Consider the following 23578-nt stretch of genomic DNA (forward strand, 5'->3'; position numbering starts at 1 on the left):
ACGTCCGTCGTGGAAAGGGAAACAACCCAGACCGCCAGCTAAGGTCCCAAATATCAGTTAAGTGGGAAACGATGTGGGAAGGCCCAGACAGCTAGGAGGTTGGCTTAGAAGCAGCCATCCTTTAAAGAAAGCGTAATAGCTCACTAGTCGAGTCGGCCTGCGCGGAAGATATACCGGGGCTCAAACTGATAACCGAAGCTGCGGATGCTCTTAGGAGCATGGTAGAGGAGCGTTGTGTAAGCCGTTGAAGGTGGATCGGGAGGTCTGCTGGAGGTATCACAAGTGCGAATGCTGACATGAGTAACGATAAGGGAGGTGAAAAACCTCCCCGCCGGAAGACCAAGGGTTCCTGTCCAACGCTAATCGGGACAGGGTTAGTCGACCCCTAAGGCGAGGGCGAAAGCCGTAGTCGATGGGAAACAGGTTAATATTCCTGTACTCGCTATTACTGCGACGGAGTGACGGAGAAGGCTAGGCCAGCATGGCGATTGGTTGTCCATGTTTAAGGTTGTAGGCTGGGGACTTAGGCAAATCCGGGTCCCTAAGGCTGAGAACTGATGACGAAGCCCACTTAGTGGGTGAAGTGGTTGATGCCCTGCTTCCAGGAAAAACTTCTAAGCTTCAGGTAATAGTGAATCGTACTCTAAACCGACACAGGTGGTCAGGTAGAGAATACCAAGGCGCTTGAGAGAACTCTGGTGAAGGAACTAGGCAAAATGGTACCGTAACTTCGGGAGAAGGTACGCCGGTTTTGGTGATGGGACTTGCTCCCTAAGCTGAGGCCGGTCGAAGTGACCAGGTGGCTGCGACTGTTTATTAAAAACATAGCACTCTGCAAACTCGTAAGAGGACGTATAGGGTGTGACGCCTGCCCGGTGCCGGAAGGTTAATTGATGGGGTTAGCTTCGGCGAAGCTCTTGATCGAAGCCCCGGTAAACGGCGGCCGTAACTATAACGGTCCTAAGGTAGCGAAATTCCTTGTCGGGTAAGTTCCGACCTGCACGAATGGCGTAACGATGGCCACGCTGTCTCCACCAGAGACTCAGTGAAATTGAAATCGCTGTTAAGATGCAGTGTACCCGCGGCTAGACGGAAAGACCCCGTGAACCTTTACTACAGCTTTGCACTGAACTTTGAGCCTATTTGTGTAGGATAGGTGGGAGGCTTTGAAGCAGCGACGCTAGTTGTTGTGGAGCCGTCCTTGAAATACCACCCTGGTATGTTTGAGGTTCTAACTCTGGTCCGTTATCCGGATCGAGGACAGTGTATGGTGGGTAGTTTGACTGGGGCGGTCTCCTCCCAAAGAGTAACGGAGGAGTACGAAGGTGCACTCAGCATGGTCGGAAATCATGCAATGAGCATAATGGTATAAGTGCGCTTGACTGCGAGACAGACATGTCGAGCAGGTACGAAAGTAGGTCATAGTGATCCGGTGGTTCTGTATGGAAGGGCCATCGCTCAACGGATAAAAGGTACTCCGGGGATAACAGGCTGATACCGCCCAAGAGTTCACATCGACGGCGGTGTTTGGCACCTCGATGTCGGCTCATCACATCCTGGGGCTGAAGCCGGTCCCAAGGGTATGGCTGTTCGCCATTTAAAGTGGTACGCGAGCTGGGTTTAGAACGTCGTGAGACAGTTCGGTCCCTATCTGCCGTGGGCGTTGGAGATTTGAGAAGAGTTGCTCCTAGTACGAGAGGACCGGAGTGAACGAACCTCTGGTGTTCCGGTTGTCACGCCAGTGGCATTGCCGGGTAGCTATGTTCGGACGGGATAACCGCTGAAAGCATCTAAGCGGGAAGCCTCCTTCAAGATAAGATCTCCCTGAGGCCTTGAGCCTCCTGAAGGGCCGTGGAAGACTACCACGTTGATAGGCTGGGTGTGGAAGCGTTGTGAGGCGTTGAGCTAACCAGTACTAATTGCCCGTGCGGCTTGACCATACAACAGAGATGGTTACTAACGACTAGCTAAGCTAGCGGATTGTGAGTTAGAGACATACGATCGCTTGCGGTGTATTACTACAGATTGTTTTACCGACTTATTTGGGGTTATCGCCGGTCAACAATATGACCGAGGCAAACAGCGATAACACGGCAGGCCAAGCACATTGCTTATAAGACCAACGTCAACCCAAGCCAGTTTGCCTGACGACAATAGAGTTGTGGAACCACCTGATCCCTTGCCGAACTCAGAAGTGAAACGCAACATCGCCGATGGTAGTGTGGGGCTTCCCCATGTGAGAGTAGGTCATCGTCAGGCTTCTAATCCGAAAAGGGCCACCCAATAGGGTGGCCCTTTTTTTATGGCTGAAAATATTTAAAAAAACAAAAACAAAAACAAAAGCTAAAAAAATAAGAGAGAGAAAGCAGAAAATACTTAGTAAAAATTAAATAGAAAAAATAAAAGTAATTCTGAAAAACTTTAATGCTCCACTTTCTCTTAAAAAGTCAGTCAGTAAATAAAAAAGAAAAAGCTAAAATTACCTGAGTACCTTAAACAGACGCTCTCCTAAAAAGCCTATAAAAATAGGTCTTTACCGACCTCCGTAGCAAACGCCTTTGCGTTCACTCAAAAAATAATCCAACAAAAATAACCCTCGTAAATACCAGAAAAGTACCCATACCACTCCCGCCAAAAATTAAAATTAGCCCATAAAAATATCGGTGATTTTTTAGTCTCTGCAGTAATCCCCTGTAACCACGGGGCCTGTAGCCCGTTTATTAAAGTTATGCACAACTCTATCCAGACTTTCTGTTAGTAACGTTCTGATCCTACTTTTAGTGGATAACCTGACACTTTTTCCGTTGGTTTTTTAATCGAATTATTTCATTGCACGAAATTAAAGGCTTCCAGACCTCTATCCAAAAGTTATGCACAGTACTATCCAAGAATTCTGTTAGTAACATCCCTGTAATGAAGAAAACATCTAAAGAATTCTATTTTTACGATCTATTATCCAGTGTTTCAGTGGATAACCAGGGCTGACTTTTCAGTTCTAAAAGGCTCGCTGGGATGTGCTGTTCAGGAAGCATTCTATTAGCGACAAATTCCTCCGAGAGGCTTGCTAATGAGATTTCTACTTTTAATTTCCATGTCATTAGTACTTTTAGCTGCTGGATCGCTAAGGGCGCAGACGTTAGTAGTAGGAAATAAATATGAGGGCACGGTGAGTTTTATTGACCTGGCTTCCGGCCAAGAGGTTAAGAAACCGGAAACTGGAGGTTCGCCCCATGAATTAATAGTGTCGCCGGATAAATCTAAAGTGGTGGTAGTTTCTTACCTTGAAGATGGCTACGTGGGAGAAGAGCTGAATGTATTCGATATCGCGAGCGGTAAGCGCCTGAAAAGAATTGATATCAGTCCACACAAAGGCCCTCACGGTATCGCTTGGCTGGGCGACAGCAATAATGTGATTGTTACGACAGAAGAAACCAGCGACGTGATAAAGGTGGATGTGGCTGAAGGAAAAGTATTGGGCGTTGCCCGTACTGATCAGGTAGGTAGCCATATGCTTGCACTATCACCTGATCTGAAGACCGCCTACGTTACTAGCCGGGGGTCGGATACGTTCAGTGTAATTGATACAGAGACTATGGAATTGAAATCTACAATACCGGCAGGGGATGGGCCGGAGGCGGTGTGGGTAAGCCCCGATAATAGCGAGCTATGGATAGGAAATAATCAGTCAGAAAATATCTTTATTTTCGATACTGAAACGTTAAAGCAAAAAGAAACGATAGATGTTGGTTTTCTGCCTATCCGAATCAGGTTTCACCCTGATGGCGAAGTGGTAGCTGTAGCAGACTTAAATGGTAATCGTATACTGGTGTATGACGCCAAGACCCGTAAACGGTTACATGAGATTGATGTCGGCAGCGCAGGGGCCAGACAGCCAGCATCGCTATTTTTCTCTCCGGACGGAAAGTTTTTGTTTGCCGGTTCTCAGAGAGACGGAAAAGTTGTTGAAATAGATACCGCAACTTGGAAAGTTAAGCGTATATTTAATGCGGGACAAGGGTCAGATGGTATTGAGTGGAGTCCAGTAAATATTCAGCAATAAATATTCCTGTACTCCACAGTTAAAATAATGAATCAGGTAGGAACTGTGTAGATTTTCAAGTCCTGGAATATTCCATCAATCGAATAATAATTTGGAATAGTTTCACTATGCACTCCACCTACGCGTTCTGCTACGGCTATGCTGGCACTGTTTTCAGATAAGCAGTGAATTTTCAACGCTTGAATATCGTGTAGATCTTTCAAGTAGCTAGATATTCTATTTACGATTCGAGTCACGATTCCATTGCCGTGGCAGCTTTTACATAGCCAATATCCTATTTCTGCATTTTGTTTTTTAAGATCAATTTCCTTGATACCAAAGATCCCGACTACTTTGCCTGAATAGTGGATCTTGTACCAGGATGCTCCGAAGCTATTACTGAATATTCTATCGGTAATATATTTTTCAGTGGTCGGGAGGTCGATAACAAGCTTTGCCCAATAGAGATATTTCTCTAGCAGTGGTCTGTTATTTTCAATTAAGGCAAAGATGACTTCTGTGTCACTATCCGAAAGTGGATCGAGTTTGATATCACTGTTTACTACTATAGGCTTCTTAGTCATCCTTTTGCCTCTCTATTTCTTAGCGATATTTTTAGTCATTAGCAACCTAACCAACTGGTAGAGTTTTCCTGATTAGGTGAAACAACAGAAAGAGCCTGTGGAAGGTCTCTAGGTTTCCAGCATAAAAGTTACCGGGCCGTCATTGACTAGTGAAACCTGCATATCCGCTGCAAATATTCCAGTGGCCACTGGTGTAAATTGGGCTTTGGAACTTTTAACGAAATAGTTGTAGAGCTCCTCCGCGTATTCTGGTGATGCGCCGCGACTAAAGCTCGGGCGTAAACCTCTATCAGTTTCGGCAACTAGTGTGAACTGACTGACAATCAGGAGCCCACCTCCCGCCTTTTGGAGGTTGAGATTCATACGCCCTTTATCATCGGGAAAAATACGGTAATTCAGGACTTTGTGCAGCAGCTTATCTGCACTATCGGTAGTGTCCTGGGCTTCGATACCTAGCAGCAGGAGGATACCCTTATCTATGGCCCCAACGGCCTCTCCCGCTACATTAACCTGGGCATGGCTTACCCTTTGGATCAATCCTTTCATCTCACTTCTCTCTGCTGCTCTGGAACCGATCGTCTAAATCGCCTAGATTAGCGGACTGTTCCCAGTAGAGAAACCGAGAATAACGGTATGAAGAGACAGCTAGTGGCACTAGTTGCCGGTGCACTTGCTGCGGTGAGTGTTCACGCAGCTGATGGCTATCCGGATAGTAAGCCGGGTGCTCAAATTGATGAATATTTTGGTCAAAAGGTGGCTGACCCCTATCGCTGGATGGAAAAAATGTCCAGTGATGAGGTAAAGAGTTGGGTGGCCAAACAGAATGACCATTCATTACCGCGTTTGAAGGAGCTGCCCGGGTGGCAGAAAATCAATGACCGGCTTGCAGAACTATGGCGCTACGAGCGCTACGGTGTTCCGTACAAGAAGGGCGATAGCTATTACTACAGCTACAACACCGGTGATTGGGATCAGAATGTTTTCTATAAGGCCTCTAGCCTGTCTGCTGAGGGCGATACGGTTTTAGATCCACGCAGCCTAAGTGAAGATGGCACTATTGCTGCCAAGCGCCTCAAAGTCAGTCCAAAGGGCCGCTATCTGGCTTACGGTATCTCGGATGGTGGCACTGACTGGACCGACTATCGTATTCGCGACCTAAAGACAGGCAAGGATCTGAAGGAACAACTGACCGGTATCAAGTTTAGTGATGCCAGTTGGGCGCCGGATGAGTCCGGTTTTTACTATAGCCGGTACCCGTTTAACAGAGATGGCACGGCGGATGATAGCAAACAGGTAGCCGTCTATTTTCACCGACTGGGAGATGCCCAGGAGAGTGATCAACTGGTCTATGAAATTACTGATCATCTCACCCGCAATCCAGGCGCGACGGTGAGTGACGATGGCAACTATCTCCTGTTTGGCATCTTCGACGGCTATGACTCGAACGGCTTTTACTATCGCGATTTACGCGATGAAAGCGGCAAGGTAGTTAAGCTTCTGGATGACTGGGATGGCCTATACCAGTATCTCGGAAATAAGGGGAGCACCTTTTACTTTGAGACCAGTGCAGGGGCGCCGCTGGGCCGTGTAATCGCTATTGATCTGAATAAGCCGCAACGCAAACACTGGCGCGATCTGGTGTCGGAGACGACTAGTGCCCTGCAGAGTGCCAGTTATATCGGTGATCGCTTTGTGCTTCACTACCTGGAGGATGCGAAATCGCGAGTGCTGGTGACCGATACTAACGGTAAGAAACAGTACGAGCTGAAGCTGCCAGGGGTGGGCTCAGTGAAGGGGTTTTATGGTGAGCCGAATGAAGTTGAGACCTTCTACGCTTTCTCTAATTTTATTACCCCGCCGAGTATCTACCACCTGAATGTACAGACTGGTGAAACCAAACTGTTCAAGCAGCCAAAATATGCAGCAGACTTTTCCGATCTGACTGTGAGTCAGCATTTCTATAAGAGTAAGGACGGTACCCGGGTACCTCTATTCCTCGTGCATAAGAAGGGAATGAAGCGAGATGGCTCCAACCCCACGCTGCTTTATGGATATGGTGGTTTTAACTCCGCTCAGTTACCGCGATTTTACAACCGCTTTGTCGGTTGGTTGGATATGGGCGGCACCCTGGCACTGGCCAACTTGCGCGGTGGTAGCGAGTACGGCAATGCTTGGCACCAGGCGGGTACCAAGACGCAAAAGCAAAATGTCTTCGATGATTTTATCGCTGCAGCTGAGTGGCTGATCGAGGAGAAAGTGACTTCTCCTGAAAAGCTTGCTATTAGTGGTCGCTCCAATGGTGGACTATTGGCAGGGGCAACGCTGGTACAACGACCGGATTTATTTGCGGCGGCATTACCGGTAGTCGGTGTCCTGGATATGCTGCGATATCATACCGCTTCCGCTAATGCGCGGCAGTGGTCGAGCGATTATGGGCTTAGTGAAAATCGCGATGAGTTCAAAGCGCTGCATGCCTATTCTCCGGTCCACAACACCCGTGAGGGCACCTGCTATCCGGCCACGCTGATCACCACTGCCGATCGCGATGATCGAGTGGTTCCCTGGCACAGCTACAAATTTGCGGCAGCCCTACAAAAAGATCAGGGCTGTGACAAACCAGTCTGGCTTGCCGTAGAGACTCGGGCTGGGCACGGTGCAGGCAAGCCGGTATGGATGCAGGTGGAAGACTTCGCCAATCAGTGGAGCTTCCTTGCCTACCAGCTGGGCATGAAAATCGAGTAGCCTTTCCAACTAACCCAACAAAAGTAATAGCGGGATCAATCAATAAAACTCCCGGTAGGACGATTGCAAAGGGGTTTAGTTTTGCGGCGGTGTCACTAATGAAGTTAGTGTGCCGCCCACTCTGTCGGAGTGGTGGTATCACCAACCGGTCTGCCCTTCCGGAAGGAGGTGGCTTCGATAGAGCTAATCACTGGGTATGAATAACGATAACAACTCATCCGGTGGATTTATGAAACACGCATTTGTAACCGGGGGAACCGGTTTTCTCGGCGCTAATTTGGTAGAGCAATTGGTTGGTGATGGATGGAAAGTTACCGCCATGCATCGGCGCACCTCTAATACCGATATGTTGCGCTCTCTGGGCGTTAATCTGGTTGAGGCCTCTCTGAATGACCCTCAGTCCCTTCAAGCTGCAATCCCAAATAATGTCGATGCGCTTTTCCATATGGCGGCTAATACCAGTATGTGGCGTGGCGGTAATGCCCAGCAGTGGAAAGATAATGTTGAGGGGGCAGCGAATATTGCCAAAGTTGCCAGGGAGAAAAATGTAAGGCGTATGGTGGTGACCAGCTCAATTTCTGCTTATGGCTACCATAAGGAAAGAATTACTGAAGAAAGTGATAAGCTGGCAGATGACCCTCATCATCACTATCTGTACACGAAAAAAAGAGAGGAAATTGCCGTTCGCAAGGAAATTGAACGGGGCCTGGATGCGGTATTTCTAAACCCTTGTGCAATTGTTGGTAAATACGATACCACCAGTTGGGCGCAGACCTTTTTTCTGATTGATAAAAATCAATTACCAGGTGTTCCACCGGGCTGGGGTTCTTTTTGCCATGCCGGTGCAGTAGCGCGAGCCCATATCGATGCGGTTGAAAAGGGGCGGTGTGGCGAAAATTATATCCTGGCCGGAACGGATGCCAGTTTTTTAGAGTTCTTTGGAAAGATCGCTGAGTTATTGAATAAACCTGTACCAAAACGCACCACACCGGCATTTCTAATTCAATCTATTGCCTGGTTTTCCGACCTCAGGTCTCGGGTGAGTGGGCAAGAGCCGGTTATTACCCCTGAAAAAGCCACGTTGGTAACGCGGCGAGTCGTTGCTAGTAGTGCGAAAGCTGAACGTGAACTCGGTTATCAATCGGGGGTGGCTTTGGATACTATGTTATGCGAATGTCGTGATTGGTTAGTACAGAACAATTTGTTGGAGTCGAAGTGAATCGTAATAATGTTATTTTTGGATTAGTTGCCTTGCTTTTGGTTTTACAGCTTATTCAGTATTACTTTTTCTCCGGCGCAAGCTAGTCATAAAAAGGAAGTAATGATGGCGGAAAAGCGCTGTGACTGGTGCCTGTCTACACCACTTTATCAAAGTTACCACGATGAGGAGTGGGGTAGGCCGGTTACCGATGATCAAACCCTATTTGAGTTTTTGTTGCTGGAGGGGGCCCAAGCGGGCTTATCCTGGATTACAGTGCTCAATAAGCGGGAGAATTACCGTAAACTGTTTAATAATTTTGATGCTGAAAAAATTGCTCGGTACACCCCTAAAAAGGTAGAGAAATTACTTCTCAACCCGGGAATTATTCGCAACCGGCTCAAGGTTGAATCGGCCATCAAGAATGCACGGGCAACCCTCGAGTTGCGCGATCGCGGTATATCCTTAAAGGAGTTTCTCTGGCAGTTCACCGATGGAAGAGTGATTGTTAATCGCCCCCGCTCCATGAAGCAGGTGCCGGCCACTACAGCAGAGTCTGATGCGATGAGTAAGGCGCTAAAGAAAGCGGGTTTTAGTTTTGTGGGATCAACCATTATGTACGCGCATATGCAGGCAACTGGAATGGTCAATGATCACTTGGAAACTTGTCCGGCTCATCAGCGTTGTGTCGATGAGGCGCAAAACTTAGGTTTGGCTTGAATTTAAAATAGGGATTTATTTTCGGGGATCGATGAATATTAATAGCTTACTCAATGAGTATTGGCCCCAAGTAACTGCATTATCCCTAAAGTTGGCGGCCGCACTACTGGTAGTTTTGGTGACGCTGTTTGTGGCCCATCTTGCCCGCCGAGCGGTTGATCGTCTGCCGGACCGGTTTGATGTTACCTTGCGCTCGGTACTGCGCAGTATTTCGAGCTGGGCAGTTTATATTGTTGGCGCACTGCTGGTATTGGATGTATTTGGTATTAACACTACCAGCTTAATTGCTCTACTCGGCGCTACTGGTGTGGCAGTAGCCTTAGCGTTGAAAGATACCCTGCAAAATATTGCTTCGGGGTTTCTACTGCTGGGATTGCGGCCGTTCCGCGTTGGGGATGTGATTCAGTTCGGTAACATAATGGGCACTGTTCGCGAGGTAGGGCTATTTACTACGGAGCTGGATACCACGGATGGGCTGCGTATTACCGCACCCAACAGTGCTATCTGGGGGCAAGTGCTCACCAACTTCAGTCGCAATAAGACTCGCCGTATCGAGATTGTGGCGGGTATCGCCTATGGCGATGACATTGATCGCGGTCTAACAGTATTACGTCGCTTGGTAGAACAGGAACCCCGTATTCTCGCTGAGCCAGAGCCAAGTTTCGCTGTTAAGGCGCTTGCTGACAGCGCGGTAAATTTACAGTTGCGGGCCTGGGCTGCCAATGATCAGTACTGGGATGTTTATTGGTCCCTGATGCAAAAGCTTAAGCCTGCACTGGAGGCAGAAGGCTTGACGGTACCCTTTCCCCAGCGAGAGCTACATATCGTGGACCGGGTCACAAGCCGGCGTTAGTCCATTACCGGAGGGTCACTTGTGGAAATATCCTGCTCCAGGTATTAGGCCCACCTAGTCCAAAATCTCCGATTTGCCTCAACTCAACGCAAACATATGGCGTTCTGAGGGGCATGAATCGACACCTCACCGAATTCGTGTCAAAGTTAGCGGCGTTTTTTTGTACAACTTTTGATCGAGATAGGAAGATGCCGATAAAGCTGAACAACCCACTGATCCCCAGCCTGCTGGCTGTCGCTATCCTTGCGGGCTGTCAGGGTGACAAGAGTACCCAGACTGTAGCTAACGCAGATAAGCCCCAAAATGCGGTTGCCGAGGCCTCAGTAACTGTAGATGCGGTTGCCGAAACCAAGCGCCTGACTGAGTGGCTGGATGAGCGTTATGAGGAACAGCTGCAGTTCAGCCCGATTCAGCTGTCCTACCTGGGCCGCAAAGACCACTACGACCAAATCGACGATATGAGTGAAGCCGCAGAGGCTCGCCGCTTGGTTTGGCAAGAGAAAAGTGTTGAAGAGCTCAAGAAGAATTTCGACTACAGCAAGCTGACCCAGGAAGGGAAAACTTCCTACGATATCTGGATTTATCAGTTTGAACAGGCCAAGGCCGCTGCGCCGTTTATCCGTCACGGCTACATCTTTGAGCAGATGGGAGGTGCACAATCGCAGTTGCCCAACTTCCTGCTGAACTTCCACAAGGTCGACAACATTGAAGATATGCAGGCGTATATCACCCGTATCGGTGGTATCTCCCGCGCGATCAACCAGCTGCTTGACCGCGCCAAGCTGTCGTCCAAAGAAGGTATCCGCCCCCCGCGCTTTGCCTATGAAGGTGCGATTGATCAGTCCAGTAAATTGATTGAAGGCGCGCCGTTTACCGATGGTGAAGACGCACCTCTGTGGGCCGGTGCCAAAGGAAAGATCGCTGAGCTGCTCGAAGTCGGTACTATTGATCAGAAGCAGGCAGACAAGCTGACCGCGGAAGCGCGCAAGGCATTAGAGACTGAGTTCTTCCCCGCATATCAAGGGCTGGTTACCTGGCTCAAAGCGGATATGCAGAAGGCCTCAGCAGAGCCTCAAGGTGCTAGTAGCTTGCCCAATGGTATGGCTTACTACAATCAACGCCTGGCCAACACCACAACTACGGATCTGACTGCCGACCAGATCCACAATATCGGCCTGGAAGAAGTGGCGCGTATCCGTGGTGAGATGGAAACTATCAAGAAGCAGGTTGGTTTCGAAGGTAGCCTGCAGGATTTCTTCAAGTTTATTCGCGAAGATGGCCAATTCTACTACCCGAATACCGATGAAGGTCGCCAGGGCTACCTGGCTGACTCAACCGCGTTCCTGGACAACATTACCAAGAAATTGCCGGAATACTTTGGCCTTCTGCCGAAAGCTGAGTTGGTAGTAAAGCGGGTTGAGTCTTTCCGCGAACAGGATGGCGGTGCCCAGCATTACTACCCCGGCACTCCCGACGGTTCCCGCCCGGGTATTTACTATGCGCACCTGTCCGATATGAGTGCCTATTCCACGACTGATATGGAAACTGTGGCCTACCACGAAGGCAACCCCGGTCACCATATGCAGATCTCAATTGCTCAGGAATTGGAAGGTATCCCGCAGTTCCGCACTCAAGCTCACTTTACTGTCTATGTAGAGGGCTGGGCGCTGTACTCTGAGAAGCTTGCTAAAGAAATGGGGGCCTTCGAAGATCCCTATAACCTGTTTGGCCACCTGACCGCTGAAATGTGGCGAGCCATTCGCCTCGTTGTTGATACCGGCCTGCACGCCAAAGGCTGGAGTGAAGAGCAAGCGGTGGAGTACTTCCTGCAAAACTCCGCAATCCCCGAGACTGCAGTTCGTTCCGAAGTACGTCGTTACCTGGCGTGGCCGGGCCAGGCGACCGCTTACAAGATCGGTATGCTGAAGATTCAGGAGCTGCGCAAGCAGGCTGAAGATCAGTTGGGTGATAAATTCGATATTCGCGGATTCCACGATACCGTGCTGGGTGGCGGTGCTTTGCCAGTGCCCGTATTGGAGAGCCGCGTAGCCTCTTGGGTAGAGTCAGTTAAACAGTCTTAAGTAGTTCCGTTAATTTTTTTAAATAAGCCGGGCATAGCCCGGCTTATTTTTTTACTTTTTTCTCTGCGAAGAGCAGCAGATTTAAAAAATCTGATCGTGCTATTTTGAGATCGTAGTACGTAACAAAATCTATATGTATCTACTCTAAATCATGTAGGTGTCTAATTATCTTTTCCAGGCTTTTCTCGTTGTCCTTAATGAGTTTGTTAGAGTAGTTCTTAAGATGATGTAATAAATCGTGGTCAAATATTCCTACAAAAGGTTTATTGATATCAACGTTTAGAAAATCGTATTCAATCCGTCCTGCTTCTGAAATGATTTTAGCAACTTCCAGCATATAAAGTTGATTTTTGTCCATTGATCTTTGAATATTAGCCATGGCATCACGGGCCCAGTGAATACGTCCCCATTTCCTTAAAGAGTGGTACTTCATGCTCGAACTCAATAGTCTTGGATAACCTGAGCATAAGACCAGAACATAATATTTCTTATCGGGAAAGTCTTGAATAATATCCCTTAATATCAAACTAGCTGGATTGTTTAGAGCGATTGCTGCATCAGCAAACACACTACCGAAAGTATTTTCTTGTGGCGCTGCGATATCTAAATGGGATGACTGAAAGTTAGCATTCATTTCTTCAAATGCCACAGGGGGGAATGCGGTTTCTGCACTCGCTGCTGCTGTCATTAACTGATACAGACTGTTTGTCGGTAAGTTGTATACATTTTCCCCTCTATTTTTAAATAGGCACACCTCTCCGCTTTCAATATTGAGAGCGGGGATGATCACGTAGTTCTCTAGATCAGTAAAATTTAATTCCTTCGTGTAGTACTTTTCCATGATTTCATGCAAACGTTTTCCAAAGTAAGAAGGGGAGAAAAGCCCAGCACCTGTTAGTACTATGTGGTACCACGGAGACTTGAACAGGTAGCCAGTCACACTCTTGTATATATTTATTAAGTAGTCTAAATGGGATATTTTTTCACCAAAATGATTAGGAATAGCATTACCCGGTATATTAATTCCGGTTACAATAACTGCTCCAGTAGAAACACCTGTGAAAATATCAAATACCTCATTAATAGGTTTTTTAGAATGTTTCTCAATATGCTTTAGTACGTATAGGGGAATGAGGCCGCGGACACCACCTCCAGTAACAATTAGAATTTTTATCGTGTCTTTGTTTTTTAGATAATCTAAATTTTTAGTTGATTGTCTTGAAGCAGGATTCCTACTGAAAGTTACTGATTGAGGAAACTGGGTGTTGTATATATAAGATAGTAGGGCGTAAGCACCAGATGCTGCGGCCAGGGTTAAAACCATTTTTTTCGTTAGTTTGGCGGCCAGTTTCAGCATGCGTACTGCCCTGTTTACTAATGTGGCATGTATTTGGCTGGTAATTAATACTTATACGTTATTGTAATGTGGGATGTAAAAATCACTTGCTTTAATTTTTTCAGATGAAGGGGAGAGAAAGCTCCTCTAAGAAATTTAAAAACTATAGAGTTGCATTTGCAAGGTTGAGAGAATTATAGTTATTTTCAAAATTATTCAAACTTAGCAGAAATATAAATGAAAAATATAGCTTTGTACCTATGTCTATTAGTTGTGCAAATACTCACAATGCCGTTTTGCGCTAAAGCTCTCTCTGAGGATACGCCCACCAATATTACTATCCGCGCCAAGGCCATGGATGCCAAGTTTATTGGCTCCTCCATCGGTGGTGCCATGGTTATTATTCGCGATGCAGATTCTGGGGAAATTCTTGCTAAGGGGCTTACCCAAGGGAGCACCGGTGACACCACCAGAATTATGAAAACGCCCCGAGAGCGGTTCCAATCTATCGCCGATGGCGCTGCACACTTTACCGCTACACTGAATATCAGTGAGCCGGTGTTTCTGACGGTGGAAGTTCTTGCGCCGTATATCAAAAAGCAGGCCCGAGTGGTGGCGCAGACACAGACTTGGCTGGTTCCGGGCAAGCCTATTTCTGGTGATGGGCTGATTGTGGAAATTCCGGGAATGTTGGTAGATTTACTCAGCCCACAGACCCATCTCTATACAGGTGTGGACCAGAGTCCCTTTGAGATTCGCGCTAATGTGGTAATGATGTGCGGATGTTCACTTACCGATGGTGGGCTTTGGGACGGCAGTAAGATAGAAGTTGTGGCATTGGTTAAAAGAGATGGCGAATCATTTGCTCGAGTGCCGCTAGAGATACAGGAGACTATGAACACCTTTAGTGCGCCCTTTGCGACAGACTTGCCAGGTGTTTATGAAATTGTGCTATATGCCTATGATCCCAAGACTGGAAATACCGGTGTGGATCGGGGGAGCTTCATTGTGCGCTAGGCAAGTGCGGCAAGCCGTCTGAGATATGGATTCCTATGGATATTCGGCAGGCTATAAAGAGTGACCTCGAAGGCATGTGGAGCCTCTTTAGTGTTGTGCGAAACAGAGGGGATCTGCCTTTCTCGCATAAGATCAGTCGAGAAGTGTTTTCTGCTCAATGGCTTAATGACGACTTACAGACTTATGTTGCCGAAGAGTTACCTCACCTGCTGGGGGTGTATAAATTAGGGGTTAATTTCCCTGGTATTCATAGCCATGTCGCGACAGCCAATTTTCTCGTGCACACGGATGTGCGCGATCGCGGTGTAGATCGTGCACTGGTCCAGCATGCAGTCGCCAGGGCCCAAGACGCCGGCTATTTGGAAATGCAGTTCAACTACGTTCCCAGCGACAATGAGCCCGCAATTACCCTTTATACCGAGCTGGGCTTCACTATTATCAAAACGCTAGATAGAGCATTTACCGATCCTTTGGGAAGGCTGCAAGATGCTTATGTTATGCAGCGGTTTTTACAGTAGCTCGCCTGGTTATGGACCGGCAAAACCCAAAACACCAACAGGAAAGCCGGGAAGCGCTAATTGAGGAGCATCGACCGGAGCGTATTGAGGCGCGCTTGCGAAGTCGTCCACAGTCACAGTGGCTCTCTGATTTTGTTTTGGGAGCGATAGATGGCTGCGTAACTACCTTTGCCATTGTTGCAGGTGCTTTTGGTGCAGGTTTCTCCGAAGCGGTTGTGCTTGTGATGGGCTTTGCCAACCTTATCGCTGATGGCTTCAGCATGGCGGTAAGCAATTATGAAGCTGCCAGTGTGGAGCGTGAGCAACGAGCCGCAGCTATGCGTACAGAGCGTCAGCATATTGCTTTAATTCCCGAGGGAGAGCGGGAAGAGATCAGGCAGATTTTCTATCGAAAGGGATTTCGAGGTGAAGTTCTCGATAATATTGTTGCCACTATCACCGCGAATCAAAAGCTGTGGATAGAGACAATGCTGGCGGAAGAGTACGGTATAAGCCGCTTAGAGCATAAGCCTCTGGGGGCGGCACTGATAACCTTCGCCGCTTTTTTGTGTGTAGGTGCTATTCCCCTGCTGCCCTACCTTTTCCACAGCCTTAATCCCGCCGAACAATTTTATGCGAGCGCCGTTCTGTCGGTCTGCGCTTTTTTTGCTATTGGCTTGTGCAAAGGACTGGTGTTTTCCCACCACCTGCTGGTGGCGGGCTTAAAAACTCTGTTTTTTGGCAGTAGCGCAGCGGCCCTGGCACTCGTCGTTGGCTATCTACTGCGCCACTTGGTGACTTAATATTTATGCAGCTACCACTTTGTTGCGCCCGCCATTCTTGGCTCGATACATACGTTTATCTGCTTCGGCCAATAGCTGATTGAGTGGCTTGCCATTGGTGCTGCCTTCGACGACTCCGAGACTGATTGAGATTTTTACCGGGCGTGTATAGCGGCGACTGAGGGTGGATACTCTGCGACGAAGTTTTTCTGCAAGGACACTGCCGCCTTTCAAGTCAGTATTCGGCAATAGCAATAAAAATTCTTCGCCGCCCCAGCGTGCCACAATATCCTCAGACCGGGTGTTACTTTTCAGTATCTTGGCAACATCTTGTAATACGCGGTCGCCAAAGGAGTGCCCGTAGGTATCGTTGATCGTCTTGAAGTTATCTAAGTCTCCGATAAGGATGACATATTGATCTTTCAGCTCATCATTCCGGCGTTCTAATTCATGAATGGCGCGAAATGCTTCTCTGCGATTCGCTAATCCGGTCAATGTGTCCGTGGCAGCATAAGTCTCCAATTCACCTGTTAATCGCTGGAGGAGCTGTTGAGTTTGGTGGCGGCTACTGTCAAGTAATGCAGTTAGAGCCGTGAGTGCGCCAAATACTGCAATAAAACGCGCACGATAGGCCGTATCATATTTGGCCGTGAGTCCTGGGAAATCCGGATAAAACAGGATTGCTGCCGTAGCGAGACCTATGCCGAGCAGTGCAGTGGTGCCGGTTTTATAGCCGTAAAGGTTGATAAATCCGGGGACCAGCATAACTGCCCACATCAATCCGGTATTGTTTACACCACCAGTCATTAGTAAGTAGAAATACAGCGCCAATAAGAGAATTCCCACCAATAATGGCGTTTTCTCGGTAGGACCGATGATATTGACAGTGATATACGCAAATAAAATAACCACCGCGACGATAAAAAGTGTCGATGCCTGCAGGATATTAGTTGCAGTAAGGGCGATGATCGCCATGGCTCCGGTGATAGCCATAGCGAATATCAGCATATAAGAGGAGGCCAATATCCGTCTGCGCAGATCTATGCGCTGCACTTCATCAATAGAGGTGGATATCGCGGGGTTTTGATTGTTATACCCTGAGCTCATAGTCATTCCCGTTGCTATACCGACTGCAACCTTCCGCTTGCTCGGGACCGTCCTGCATCATACAACTATGCTGGTAGCCACTGCCGGAGTGAAGCAATGGTGAGTATAGGGGGAATCTGTCACCGACCAAAGTAGCAAGCTACAGTATCAGTAACTCAAACTTTAGAACTGAGAAATCGTGACACAAATTCAACTGACTTCTGGCGATATCTTGACGATGCGTGGAGATGCTCTGGTGTGTCCGGCACACAAGCATCTTATTCGGGGGCGGGGGCTTTCAGCGCAGATTTATGCCCAGTGCGGGACTCGGTTAACCCCCCAATGTGCCAATCAAAGAGCATGCCCAGTTGGTGAAGCTCGCGTGACTCGAGCCTATGATTTACCGGTCGATTACTTATTGCATACTGTTACGCCCCAGTGGAGCAGTGGCGATCAATGGGGGAGCCAGGCCATAGTGCTGTTGAGGCACTGCTATGAAAGTGTTTTAGAGTTGGCGATAGAGCGCGGCTGCAAAACGATACTGTTTCCGGCATTGGGAGCTGGCACTAACCGCTTCCCTCACGAGATTGCGGCACATCAGGGATTGGCCGTTTTACGCGCTTATGCCTCAAGGTTCGAGAGACTCACAGTTTGTTTGCACTCACAAACTGCATTGGCGCAGTGGCAGAAAGTTGAGCAGCGCTTTTATGGCCATAATTGATGTGTCACGGGTAATTGAATGGGATACAGCCTATTGTGTTAATTATTTAGTTAAGCACTATTGATTCCATGCAGTTAATGGTTCCTTCAATAACCTAATGTGGCGTATATAAAGTAGTTCTGCGGTGCAGGCAGATCGAGCCATGGCATTTCTGTTTAAGTTGCAACAACTAACTTAGTTTTCTTCTGATCTCATGAGTTGGGAGTTATTCAGATGCAAGACAGCATTTTCTAACTCTTCCGTTGATTATTAAGTGCTATGCCTACATTTAATTATTTGGTTCTATCGTGCTAAATGTTGCTTTCGTTGGTCTTAACGAGCCATCTATTCGATAAAGTTAGTTATTAATGATTTAATAAATACGTCCGGCTTCTATGCGTATTTTTTAAACCTAATAAATTTTTAGTGGCTATGAATTATTGTAAAGTCTGCATACAGGAACAAGAAATCTATGAAGATGTAGGACATAGATGTGCTTTGTGTCTAGGGTGGGAGTCTCCTAAGGTAAAAAAGAAATCCTCTTTTTTACAGTTCCCAATGCCGCTGCTGAATCGAAAGCGCGTTATTATTCGCTGCAAGTGGGACTGGTTTGTCATCGTGCTCTCCCTTTTATTGGTGGCTATTATAGTTGTTTCTTACTTTAAGCTTTTAGTGTCTCGGCGAGTAGAGTCTTTAGCTGAGGGCGCTATCTTGGCAGACCTCACTAATGATGGATATATTTTATCAATGCTGCCAGTAATGTTTATTTCTATAATATTATTTGCGACCTTCTCTAAGCTGATTTCATACTTAATCCCTACGGCAAGAGTAGAACTTGATAAGGAACTCGGTCTAAGATATTTTGAGGAATATGGGTTAAAGCAGTCAATTCGTAACAATTTAAGGATTCTCTCGTTTTTTTTAGCTTGTTTTTTACCTTTGATGGTTTTGGGACTAAATAATTATTTTGTTGTCAGCTCCAATGGGGTGAAATTAAATTCATTATTTTCCCTTTTTCCTAAAAAGTATAATTGGAGCCAGATACAGACGGTTGAAACAGCTACTGGTATTGGCGCGGCACGTAGCCGTTGGGTTCCAAAATATATTTTAAGAATGGATGATAATATAAAAATTAATTTAATTGATTATAAGCTGCAGAGATTTATTGCCTCTTACCCCAGGCTCAGAATTTATCTGCGAGATCAAAAGCACATTAAGTACGAGCAAAATTTGACAGACGATGGTATTCGTTGGTTGAGAAATCATTTGTCAAAGGGCGACTTTGATGAAGTGATGCATATCTTACAAGATACGCCGTAATAATTATTTTAAGCGCGGACTAAATAATAAATAGAAAGGACCCGATAAGGGCCCTTTTATTAAAAGATACATAGAGCCGCCTTCCTTGAGAAGGCGGCCACAGTGTATCCAGGTTACTGGCAGGAACTCGCTTCCCAGTACTGGGGGGCGCTAGCCGGGGACCACCAGTTGGGACCAAAGGTAGACACGTAAACCTGGCCTTCAAAGGTTACTAGGTCGCCAACTTGATAGCCTTCGTCACCAGCATAAGGCTGCTGGAATTCGGGGCAGGAAGCGGTCTCACCTGACCCTTGATTGCTGTCGGTGTTGTCATCGGAACCGTTATCGGCGTTGTCGTCAGAACCGCTATCGGAGCCATTGTTGTTGCTATCGTCAGAGCCGCTGTCGGAACCATTGTCGGAGCCTTCGCCCTCAGTTTGACAGGTGGTTTCGGTCCACAGCGATGGCGCGGAACCTGGAGACCACCAGTTTGGCTCGTGGGTGGACTCGTAGGCGACTCCTTCAAAGACAACAACGTCACCGACTGAATAACCTGGGTCGCCGGCATAGGGCTGCTCAAACGCGACGCAGGCGCTGCTTCCGCCATTATTATTGCCACCGCCACTTCCGGTGTCGCCAGTATCTCCGGTGTCGCCAGTATCTCCGGTGTCTCCAGTGTCTCCAGTGTCTCCAGTGTCTCCAGTGTCTCCAGTGTCTCCAGTGTCTCCAGTATCTCCGGTGTCTCCGGTATCGCCAGTGTCTCCGGTATCGCTATCACTGGAGCCACCCTGTCCGAAAACTTCGAGTGCGGCATCGAGTAGTGGATACTGGTATTCATTGTTCTCCAATAGCATTCCACCGCGTAGCTGCCAGATCATCACGCCACCAAGGCCCTGGTCGAGCACATATTGGGCGCGTGCGGCGATAGAAGTCGTATCTTCGAAAGAGATAAAACCGCCATCCTCAAACCAACCATAGTGGGTGACGGCCTCGGGATCGTAAGCGGTCTGGAATGAAGAGTCGCTCTGCATTTTCTCAACGATCTGGTAGTAGCGCGTCTCGGTGTCAGAGCCCCAGTGAGCGACGTCTTGTCCGGAGGCGGCTTCACCGATTGCGGTGGCGCTAGCTACGCTGCGGCCGTAGTGGGACATACCCAGGGTGATCTTCTCAGCAGGAATATTGCCCTCAGTCATCCACATATTGCGGCAGCTGTCTGCGTCGAAGCCTTCGTTGACCTGGCCTTCATAGGGGTACAGCGGCGAGGTATGCTGGGCTACGGTATCCCAGTCGCCACCAAAGTCATAAGTCATCAGGTTGACATAGTCGAGGACTTCGCCCACAGCAGCAAAATCATAACCCTCTTCTGCAATCGAGGGGCCACAGGCCACGGCAGCGGTCAGTTCCAGATTTTTGCCGGTCTCCGCTTCAACCTCATCAAAGCGCGCGCGCAGCTCTTGCAGCAGGGTGGTGAAGTTTTCTTTGTCGATCGAGCGTCCGCCGTTCGGTGCATAGCCGGGGTATTCGAAATCGAGATCGAGACCATCGAAATCCCAGTCAGTAAGCAGTGTCACTGCATTTTCGATAAAGGCTGCACGTGCGGTGTCGCTCTCCATCATCTCAGAGACTTTGTGGGAGAGGGTCCAGCCGCCCATAGACAGGATCGCCTTGGCACCGTCGTCATGTACCGATTTTACAAAACCTGATTCGTGGTCATTCCAGCCCTGGCAGACCGCGGGCTGAATACTGGAATCGTATTGGCTGTAGGGGTGCCAGAATTGCGGCGAGCATTTTACGGGACCATCACCGGCGCCGCCGGAAAATGATTGGGCGCCCAGGCCGTAGAAAACGTAGGGGTCTGTAAAGTAGATGTTGCCGTCTTCGTCATTCCAGGCAAAGGCGTACTGAACGTGAGTGAGCTTGGAGAAATCCACGTTGTCATGGGTGAAGGATGAGTCGGCCCAGTATTCCCAATCGGCCCAATAGGCAGATACACGTTTAGAGGTTTCTTGTGCGCTGACGTTTCCGCTGATGGCGATTGCTGCTGCGAGTGCCGCCGCAGCTTTTAATTTAAACCCAAATTTAGATCCGCGTTCACTGCGGCTGCCCACCAACATCCTTGTTCGATCCTGAGATTGCAGGAAAGAAAACATTAGATTGACCTCCCATAGGTCTTAATTATGTATAAAGAAATTTGTCGTTATATGTGGAAAAATTTGAATAAATGAAGAGGTAAAAGTTCCGCGAGGAAATGTGGAATAAATGTGCAAGCCACGGAGGGTAGTGGCTGAGTGGTTATATTTATTTCCGCTGTAATTTTATGATGGGGACAATAAAAAGTGCGGGCATAAATTTAACTGCACCTTCCAGGAATAAATATTTGAGCAGATCAACGATAAAAATGGTCGATTATTTAATATCAAAAGAAGATAAATTTTCTTTTTGGGGTAAGAGATCGGAAAAAAATACCGGATTCTGGCGAGCGATATTTACGGCCTCTTGCAGGCAGCCTCCCTGCAGTTTAGTGCAGCACGGCTTCTGTCGAGTTAATCAATCACCGCTTTACTATGTAATGTTGCTACGGAGAAGTTTTTGATTGTCCCTCTTCAGGGATTGAAGATGTCATGATATGACAAAAAACAAAAAAGGGCCCAGGGGGCCCTTTTTAAAGTTGAAGAAAATACTAATTATTTCTTCGCGCGCTTGCGCATATTTTCCTGCAAAATTTTCTTGCGCAGGCGGATAAAGTTAGGAGTCACTTCTACCAATTCATCGTCTTCGATAAATTCCAGAGCCTGCTCAAGGGTGTGACGAATGGGTGGTGACAGAGTGAGTGCATCGTCGGTACCTGACGCGCGCACATTAGTGAGCTGTTTGGCCTTGGTGGGGTTTACCACCAGGTCGTTGCCACGGGAGTGAATACCGACGATTTGGCCTTCGTAGACCTCTTCGCCGTGGCCCAGGAACAGGCGACCACGATCTTGTAGTGCGAACAGACCATAGGCGAGGGTTTTGCCCTTGACCATGGAAACCAGTACACCGTTGATGCGCTTGGCCACTTCACCCTGCTTCACCGGACCGTAGTGGTCGAAGATACTGGTCATAATGCCAGAACCACTGGTGATGGTAAGGAATTGGGAGCGGAAGCCGATCATGCCGCGCGAGGGCACGATAAAGGTTAGGCGCACGCGACCTTTGCCGTCGGGCTCCATATTGGTGAGATCGGCCTTGCGCAGGCCCAGCTCTTCCATAATGGGCCCCTGATGGGGTTCCTCAACATCGATAACCACTTCTTCATAAGGCTCGTGGATCTCTCCGTCGACCTCTCTTTGCACCACTTCGGGGCGGGAAACGCCCAGCTCGAAACCTTCTCGGCGCATGGATTCGATCAGGACAGACAAGTGCAATTCGCCTCGGCCGGAAACCTTGAACTTATCAGGAGAGTCGCCTTGCTCTACACGCAGGGCCACGTTGTGAATCAGCTCCTGGTCAAGACGCTCTTTGATGTTGCGCGAGGTAACGAACTTGCCGTCCTGGCCAGCAAAGGGGGAGTCGTTGACCTGGAAGGTCATGCTTACGGTGGGCTCGTCCACGCTCAGGGCGGGCAGGGCTTCTGGAGTATCCAGATCGCACAGGGTATCGGAGATATTTAGCTCACCCACACCGGTGATACACACGATATCGCCAGCACTGGCTTGCTCCACTTCTACACGCTCCAGGCCGAGGTAACCCATAACCTGCAGGACCTTGGCTTTGCGCGAGTTGCCCTCGCGATCGAGAACTACCACTTGCTGGTTCGGCTTCAGGGTACCGCGAGTGATACGGCCAACGCCGATTACGCCTACGTAGCTGGAGTAGTCCAGAGCGGAAACCTGCATCTGGAAGGCGCCGGTGGGGTCAACCTTCGGGGGCTCAACCTTGTCCACAATCATCTGGAACAGCGGCGTCATATCGTCGGCCAGGTCGGTGTCGTCGAGACCGGCGATGCCGTTCAGGGCGGAGGCGTAGACAACCGGGAAGTCCAACTGCTCGTCGGTGGCGCCGAGGCTGTCGAACAGGTCGAATACCTGGTCCATCACCCAGTCGGGGCGAGCGCCGGGGCGGTCGATCTTGTTAATCACCACGATCGGGTTGAGGCCCTGCTCAAACGCCTTCTGGGTTACGAAGCGAGTCTGCGGCATGGGGCCATCTACTGCGTCTACGAGCAGCAGAACTGAATCCACCATGGACAGTACGCGCTCTACCTCGCCGCCGAAGTCGGCGTGCCCTGGGGTGTCGACAATATTGATGCGGTAGTCATTCCAGCGGATAGCGGTGTTTTTCGCCAGGATGGTGATGCCACGCTCACGCTCTTGATCGTTGGAGTCCATGACGCGCTCGGCGCCTTCGTCGCGGCGGTCGAGAGTGCCGGACTGGGACAACAGCTTGTCCACAAGGGTGGTTTTGCCATGGTCTACGTGGGCGATAATCGCAATATTGCGCAGATTCTCTATCACTGGGGGCCTCTGGGCGTTAAATCTTGGTAAGTCGGGGCGGGGGCCTGCGGGGTTTCTACAGCAGCATTCCGGCCAAAGGCGGCGATTATAGGGGGGCCGCATGACAATTGGGAGTGATTTTGAGTAAAAAATCACCGCCCCGGGGCGCTGA

At 48.6% G+C, this 23578-nt stretch carries 17 protein-coding genes and 2 rRNA genes (1 of these 19 only partly in view); 13 read left to right on the top strand and 6 right to left on the bottom strand.

Annotation, left to right across the window (positions count from 1 at the left end; translation table 11 throughout):
- The 3 genes from ACJJIN_RS18830 to ACJJIN_RS18840 all read left to right on the top strand — a co-directional run.
- A 23S ribosomal RNA gene (locus ACJJIN_RS18830) occupies positions 1-1940 on the top strand (it extends 942 nt beyond the left edge of the window).
- Between the two features lie 203 nt (positions 1941-2143).
- Positions 2144-2259, top strand: a 5S ribosomal RNA gene (rrf, locus tag ACJJIN_RS18835).
- An 808-nt stretch (positions 2260-3067) separates the two neighbouring features.
- Positions 3068-4060, top strand: a complete 993-nt coding sequence (locus tag ACJJIN_RS18840) for a YncE family protein (RefSeq protein WP_444895753.1) — start codon at positions 3068-3070, stop codon at positions 4058-4060.
- Positions 4061-4092: 32 nt separating this feature from the next.
- Here ACJJIN_RS18840 and ACJJIN_RS18845 read toward each other — a convergent pair whose 3' ends face one another.
- Positions 4093-4623 carry a GNAT family N-acetyltransferase gene (locus ACJJIN_RS18845; RefSeq protein WP_444895754.1) on the bottom strand — a complete coding sequence of 177 codons (531 nt, stop codon included), beginning with the start codon at positions 4621-4623 and terminating at the stop codon, positions 4093-4095.
- A gap of 108 nt (positions 4624-4731) precedes the next feature.
- Positions 4732-5169: a D-aminoacyl-tRNA deacylase gene (gene dtd, locus ACJJIN_RS18850; RefSeq protein WP_413663730.1), complete on the bottom strand. Its 438-nt coding sequence runs from the start codon at positions 5167-5169 to the stop codon at positions 4732-4734.
- An 87-nt stretch (positions 5170-5256) separates the two neighbouring features.
- Here dtd and ACJJIN_RS18855 point away from each other — a divergent pair, with 87 nt between their 5' ends.
- The 5 genes from ACJJIN_RS18855 to ACJJIN_RS18875 all read left to right on the top strand — a co-directional run bounded on the left by ACJJIN_RS18855 (position 5257) and on the right by ACJJIN_RS18875 (position 12217).
- A complete protein-coding gene (locus tag ACJJIN_RS18855; protein WP_444895755.1) occupies positions 5257-7365 on the top strand; it encodes a prolyl oligopeptidase family serine peptidase in 2109 nt (702 codons plus the stop codon).
- Between the two features lie 229 nt (positions 7366-7594).
- On the top strand, positions 7595-8584 hold the full coding sequence (locus ACJJIN_RS18860; protein ID WP_444895756.1) for an SDR family oxidoreductase: 990 nt from the start codon (positions 7595-7597) through the stop codon (positions 8582-8584).
- Positions 8585-8689: 105 nt separating this feature from the next.
- Entirely contained in the window at positions 8690-9283 is a 594-nt protein-coding gene (locus ACJJIN_RS18865; RefSeq protein WP_444898275.1) for a DNA-3-methyladenine glycosylase I, read from the top strand.
- A gap of 31 nt (positions 9284-9314) precedes the next feature.
- A complete protein-coding gene (locus ACJJIN_RS18870) occupies positions 9315-10136 on the top strand; it encodes a mechanosensitive ion channel family protein (RefSeq protein WP_444895757.1) in 822 nt (273 codons plus the stop codon).
- Between the two features lie 188 nt (positions 10137-10324).
- Positions 10325-12217, top strand: coding sequence for a DUF885 domain-containing protein (locus ACJJIN_RS18875; protein ID WP_444895758.1), 1893 nt, complete (start codon positions 10325-10327; stop codon positions 12215-12217).
- A 139-nt stretch (positions 12218-12356) separates the two neighbouring features.
- Here the strand turns inward: ACJJIN_RS18875 and ACJJIN_RS18880 are convergent, their stop codons facing one another.
- Positions 12357-13574 (bottom strand): patatin-like phospholipase family protein, encoded by a 1218-nt coding sequence (locus tag ACJJIN_RS18880; RefSeq protein WP_444895759.1) that lies wholly within the window; start codon positions 13572-13574, stop codon positions 12357-12359.
- Positions 13575-13790: 216 nt separating this feature from the next.
- On the opposite strand from ACJJIN_RS18880, the gene ACJJIN_RS18885 reads away from it, so the two are divergent.
- Genes ACJJIN_RS18885 through ACJJIN_RS18895 form a run of 3 tightly spaced genes read left to right on the top strand, consistent with a single transcriptional unit; the run spans position 13791 to position 15870 of the window.
- Entirely contained in the window at positions 13791-14570 is a 780-nt protein-coding gene (locus ACJJIN_RS18885; RefSeq protein ID WP_444895760.1) for a hypothetical protein, read from the top strand.
- A 35-nt stretch (positions 14571-14605) separates the two neighbouring features.
- Positions 14606-15088 (top strand): GNAT family N-acetyltransferase, encoded by a 483-nt coding sequence (locus ACJJIN_RS18890; protein ID WP_444895761.1) that lies wholly within the window; start codon positions 14606-14608, stop codon positions 15086-15088.
- Positions 15089-15099: 11 nt separating this feature from the next.
- Positions 15100-15870, top strand: coding sequence for a VIT1/CCC1 transporter family protein (locus tag ACJJIN_RS18895; RefSeq protein WP_444895762.1), 771 nt, complete (start codon positions 15100-15102; stop codon positions 15868-15870).
- 3 nt (positions 15871-15873) lie between these two features.
- Here the strand turns inward: ACJJIN_RS18895 and ACJJIN_RS18900 are convergent, their stop codons facing one another.
- Positions 15874-16956, bottom strand: coding sequence for a GGDEF domain-containing protein (locus ACJJIN_RS18900; RefSeq protein ID WP_444895763.1), 1083 nt, complete (start codon positions 16954-16956; stop codon positions 15874-15876).
- Positions 16957-17134: 178 nt separating this feature from the next.
- Here ACJJIN_RS18900 and ACJJIN_RS18905 point away from each other — a divergent pair, with 178 nt between their 5' ends.
- Positions 17135-17656, top strand: coding sequence for a macro domain-containing protein (locus ACJJIN_RS18905; RefSeq protein WP_444895764.1), 522 nt, complete (start codon positions 17135-17137; stop codon positions 17654-17656).
- 537 nt (positions 17657-18193) lie between these two features.
- Positions 18194-18955: a hypothetical protein gene (locus tag ACJJIN_RS18910; protein WP_444895765.1), complete on the top strand. Its 762-nt coding sequence runs from the start codon at positions 18194-18196 to the stop codon at positions 18953-18955.
- Positions 18956-19068: 113 nt separating this feature from the next.
- On the opposite strand, the gene ACJJIN_RS18915 is transcribed toward ACJJIN_RS18910, so the two are convergent.
- Together ACJJIN_RS18915 and typA are read right to left on the bottom strand one after the other, a co-directional pair.
- Entirely contained in the window at positions 19069-21084 is a 2016-nt protein-coding gene (locus ACJJIN_RS18915; RefSeq protein WP_444895766.1) for a glycosyl hydrolase family 18 protein, read from the bottom strand.
- Between the two features lie 534 nt (positions 21085-21618).
- Positions 21619-23427, bottom strand: a complete 1809-nt coding sequence (gene typA, locus ACJJIN_RS18920; RefSeq protein ID WP_282930811.1) for a translational GTPase TypA — start codon at positions 23425-23427, stop codon at positions 21619-21621.
- Between the last annotated feature and the right edge of the window lie 151 nt (positions 23428-23578).

Source organism: Microbulbifer maximicatervae (SeqCode), from assembly GCF_052467505.1.

Coding starts and splice junctions, on each gene's coding strand:
- ACJJIN_RS18840 (WP_444895753.1), top strand. CDS start 3,068: ATGAGATTTCTACTTTTAATTTCCATGTCATTAGTACTTTTAGCTGCT.
- ACJJIN_RS18845 (WP_444895754.1), bottom strand. CDS start 4,623: ATGACTAAGAAGCCTATAGTAGTAAACAGTGATATCAAACTCGATCCA.
- dtd (WP_413663730.1), bottom strand. CDS start 5,169: ATGAAAGGATTGATCCAAAGGGTAAGCCATGCCCAGGTTAATGTAGCG.
- ACJJIN_RS18855 (WP_444895755.1), top strand. CDS start 5,257: ATGAAGAGACAGCTAGTGGCACTAGTTGCCGGTGCACTTGCTGCGGTG.
- ACJJIN_RS18860 (WP_444895756.1), top strand. CDS start 7,595: ATGAAACACGCATTTGTAACCGGGGGAACCGGTTTTCTCGGCGCTAAT.
- ACJJIN_RS18865 (WP_444898275.1), top strand. CDS start 8,690: ATGGCGGAAAAGCGCTGTGACTGGTGCCTGTCTACACCACTTTATCAA.
- ACJJIN_RS18870 (WP_444895757.1), top strand. CDS start 9,315: ATGAATATTAATAGCTTACTCAATGAGTATTGGCCCCAAGTAACTGCA.
- ACJJIN_RS18875 (WP_444895758.1), top strand. CDS start 10,325: ATGCCGATAAAGCTGAACAACCCACTGATCCCCAGCCTGCTGGCTGTC.
- ACJJIN_RS18880 (WP_444895759.1), bottom strand. CDS start 13,574: ATGCTGAAACTGGCCGCCAAACTAACGAAAAAAATGGTTTTAACCCTG.
- ACJJIN_RS18885 (WP_444895760.1), top strand. CDS start 13,791: ATGAAAAATATAGCTTTGTACCTATGTCTATTAGTTGTGCAAATACTC.
- ACJJIN_RS18890 (WP_444895761.1), top strand. CDS start 14,606: ATGGATATTCGGCAGGCTATAAAGAGTGACCTCGAAGGCATGTGGAGC.
- ACJJIN_RS18895 (WP_444895762.1), top strand. CDS start 15,100: ATGGACCGGCAAAACCCAAAACACCAACAGGAAAGCCGGGAAGCGCTA.
- ACJJIN_RS18900 (WP_444895763.1), bottom strand. CDS start 16,956: ATGAGCTCAGGGTATAACAATCAAAACCCCGCGATATCCACCTCTATT.
- ACJJIN_RS18910 (WP_444895765.1), top strand. CDS start 18,194: ATGCCGCTGCTGAATCGAAAGCGCGTTATTATTCGCTGCAAGTGGGAC.
- ACJJIN_RS18915 (WP_444895766.1), bottom strand. CDS start 21,084: ATGTTTTCTTTCCTGCAATCTCAGGATCGAACAAGGATGTTGGTGGGC.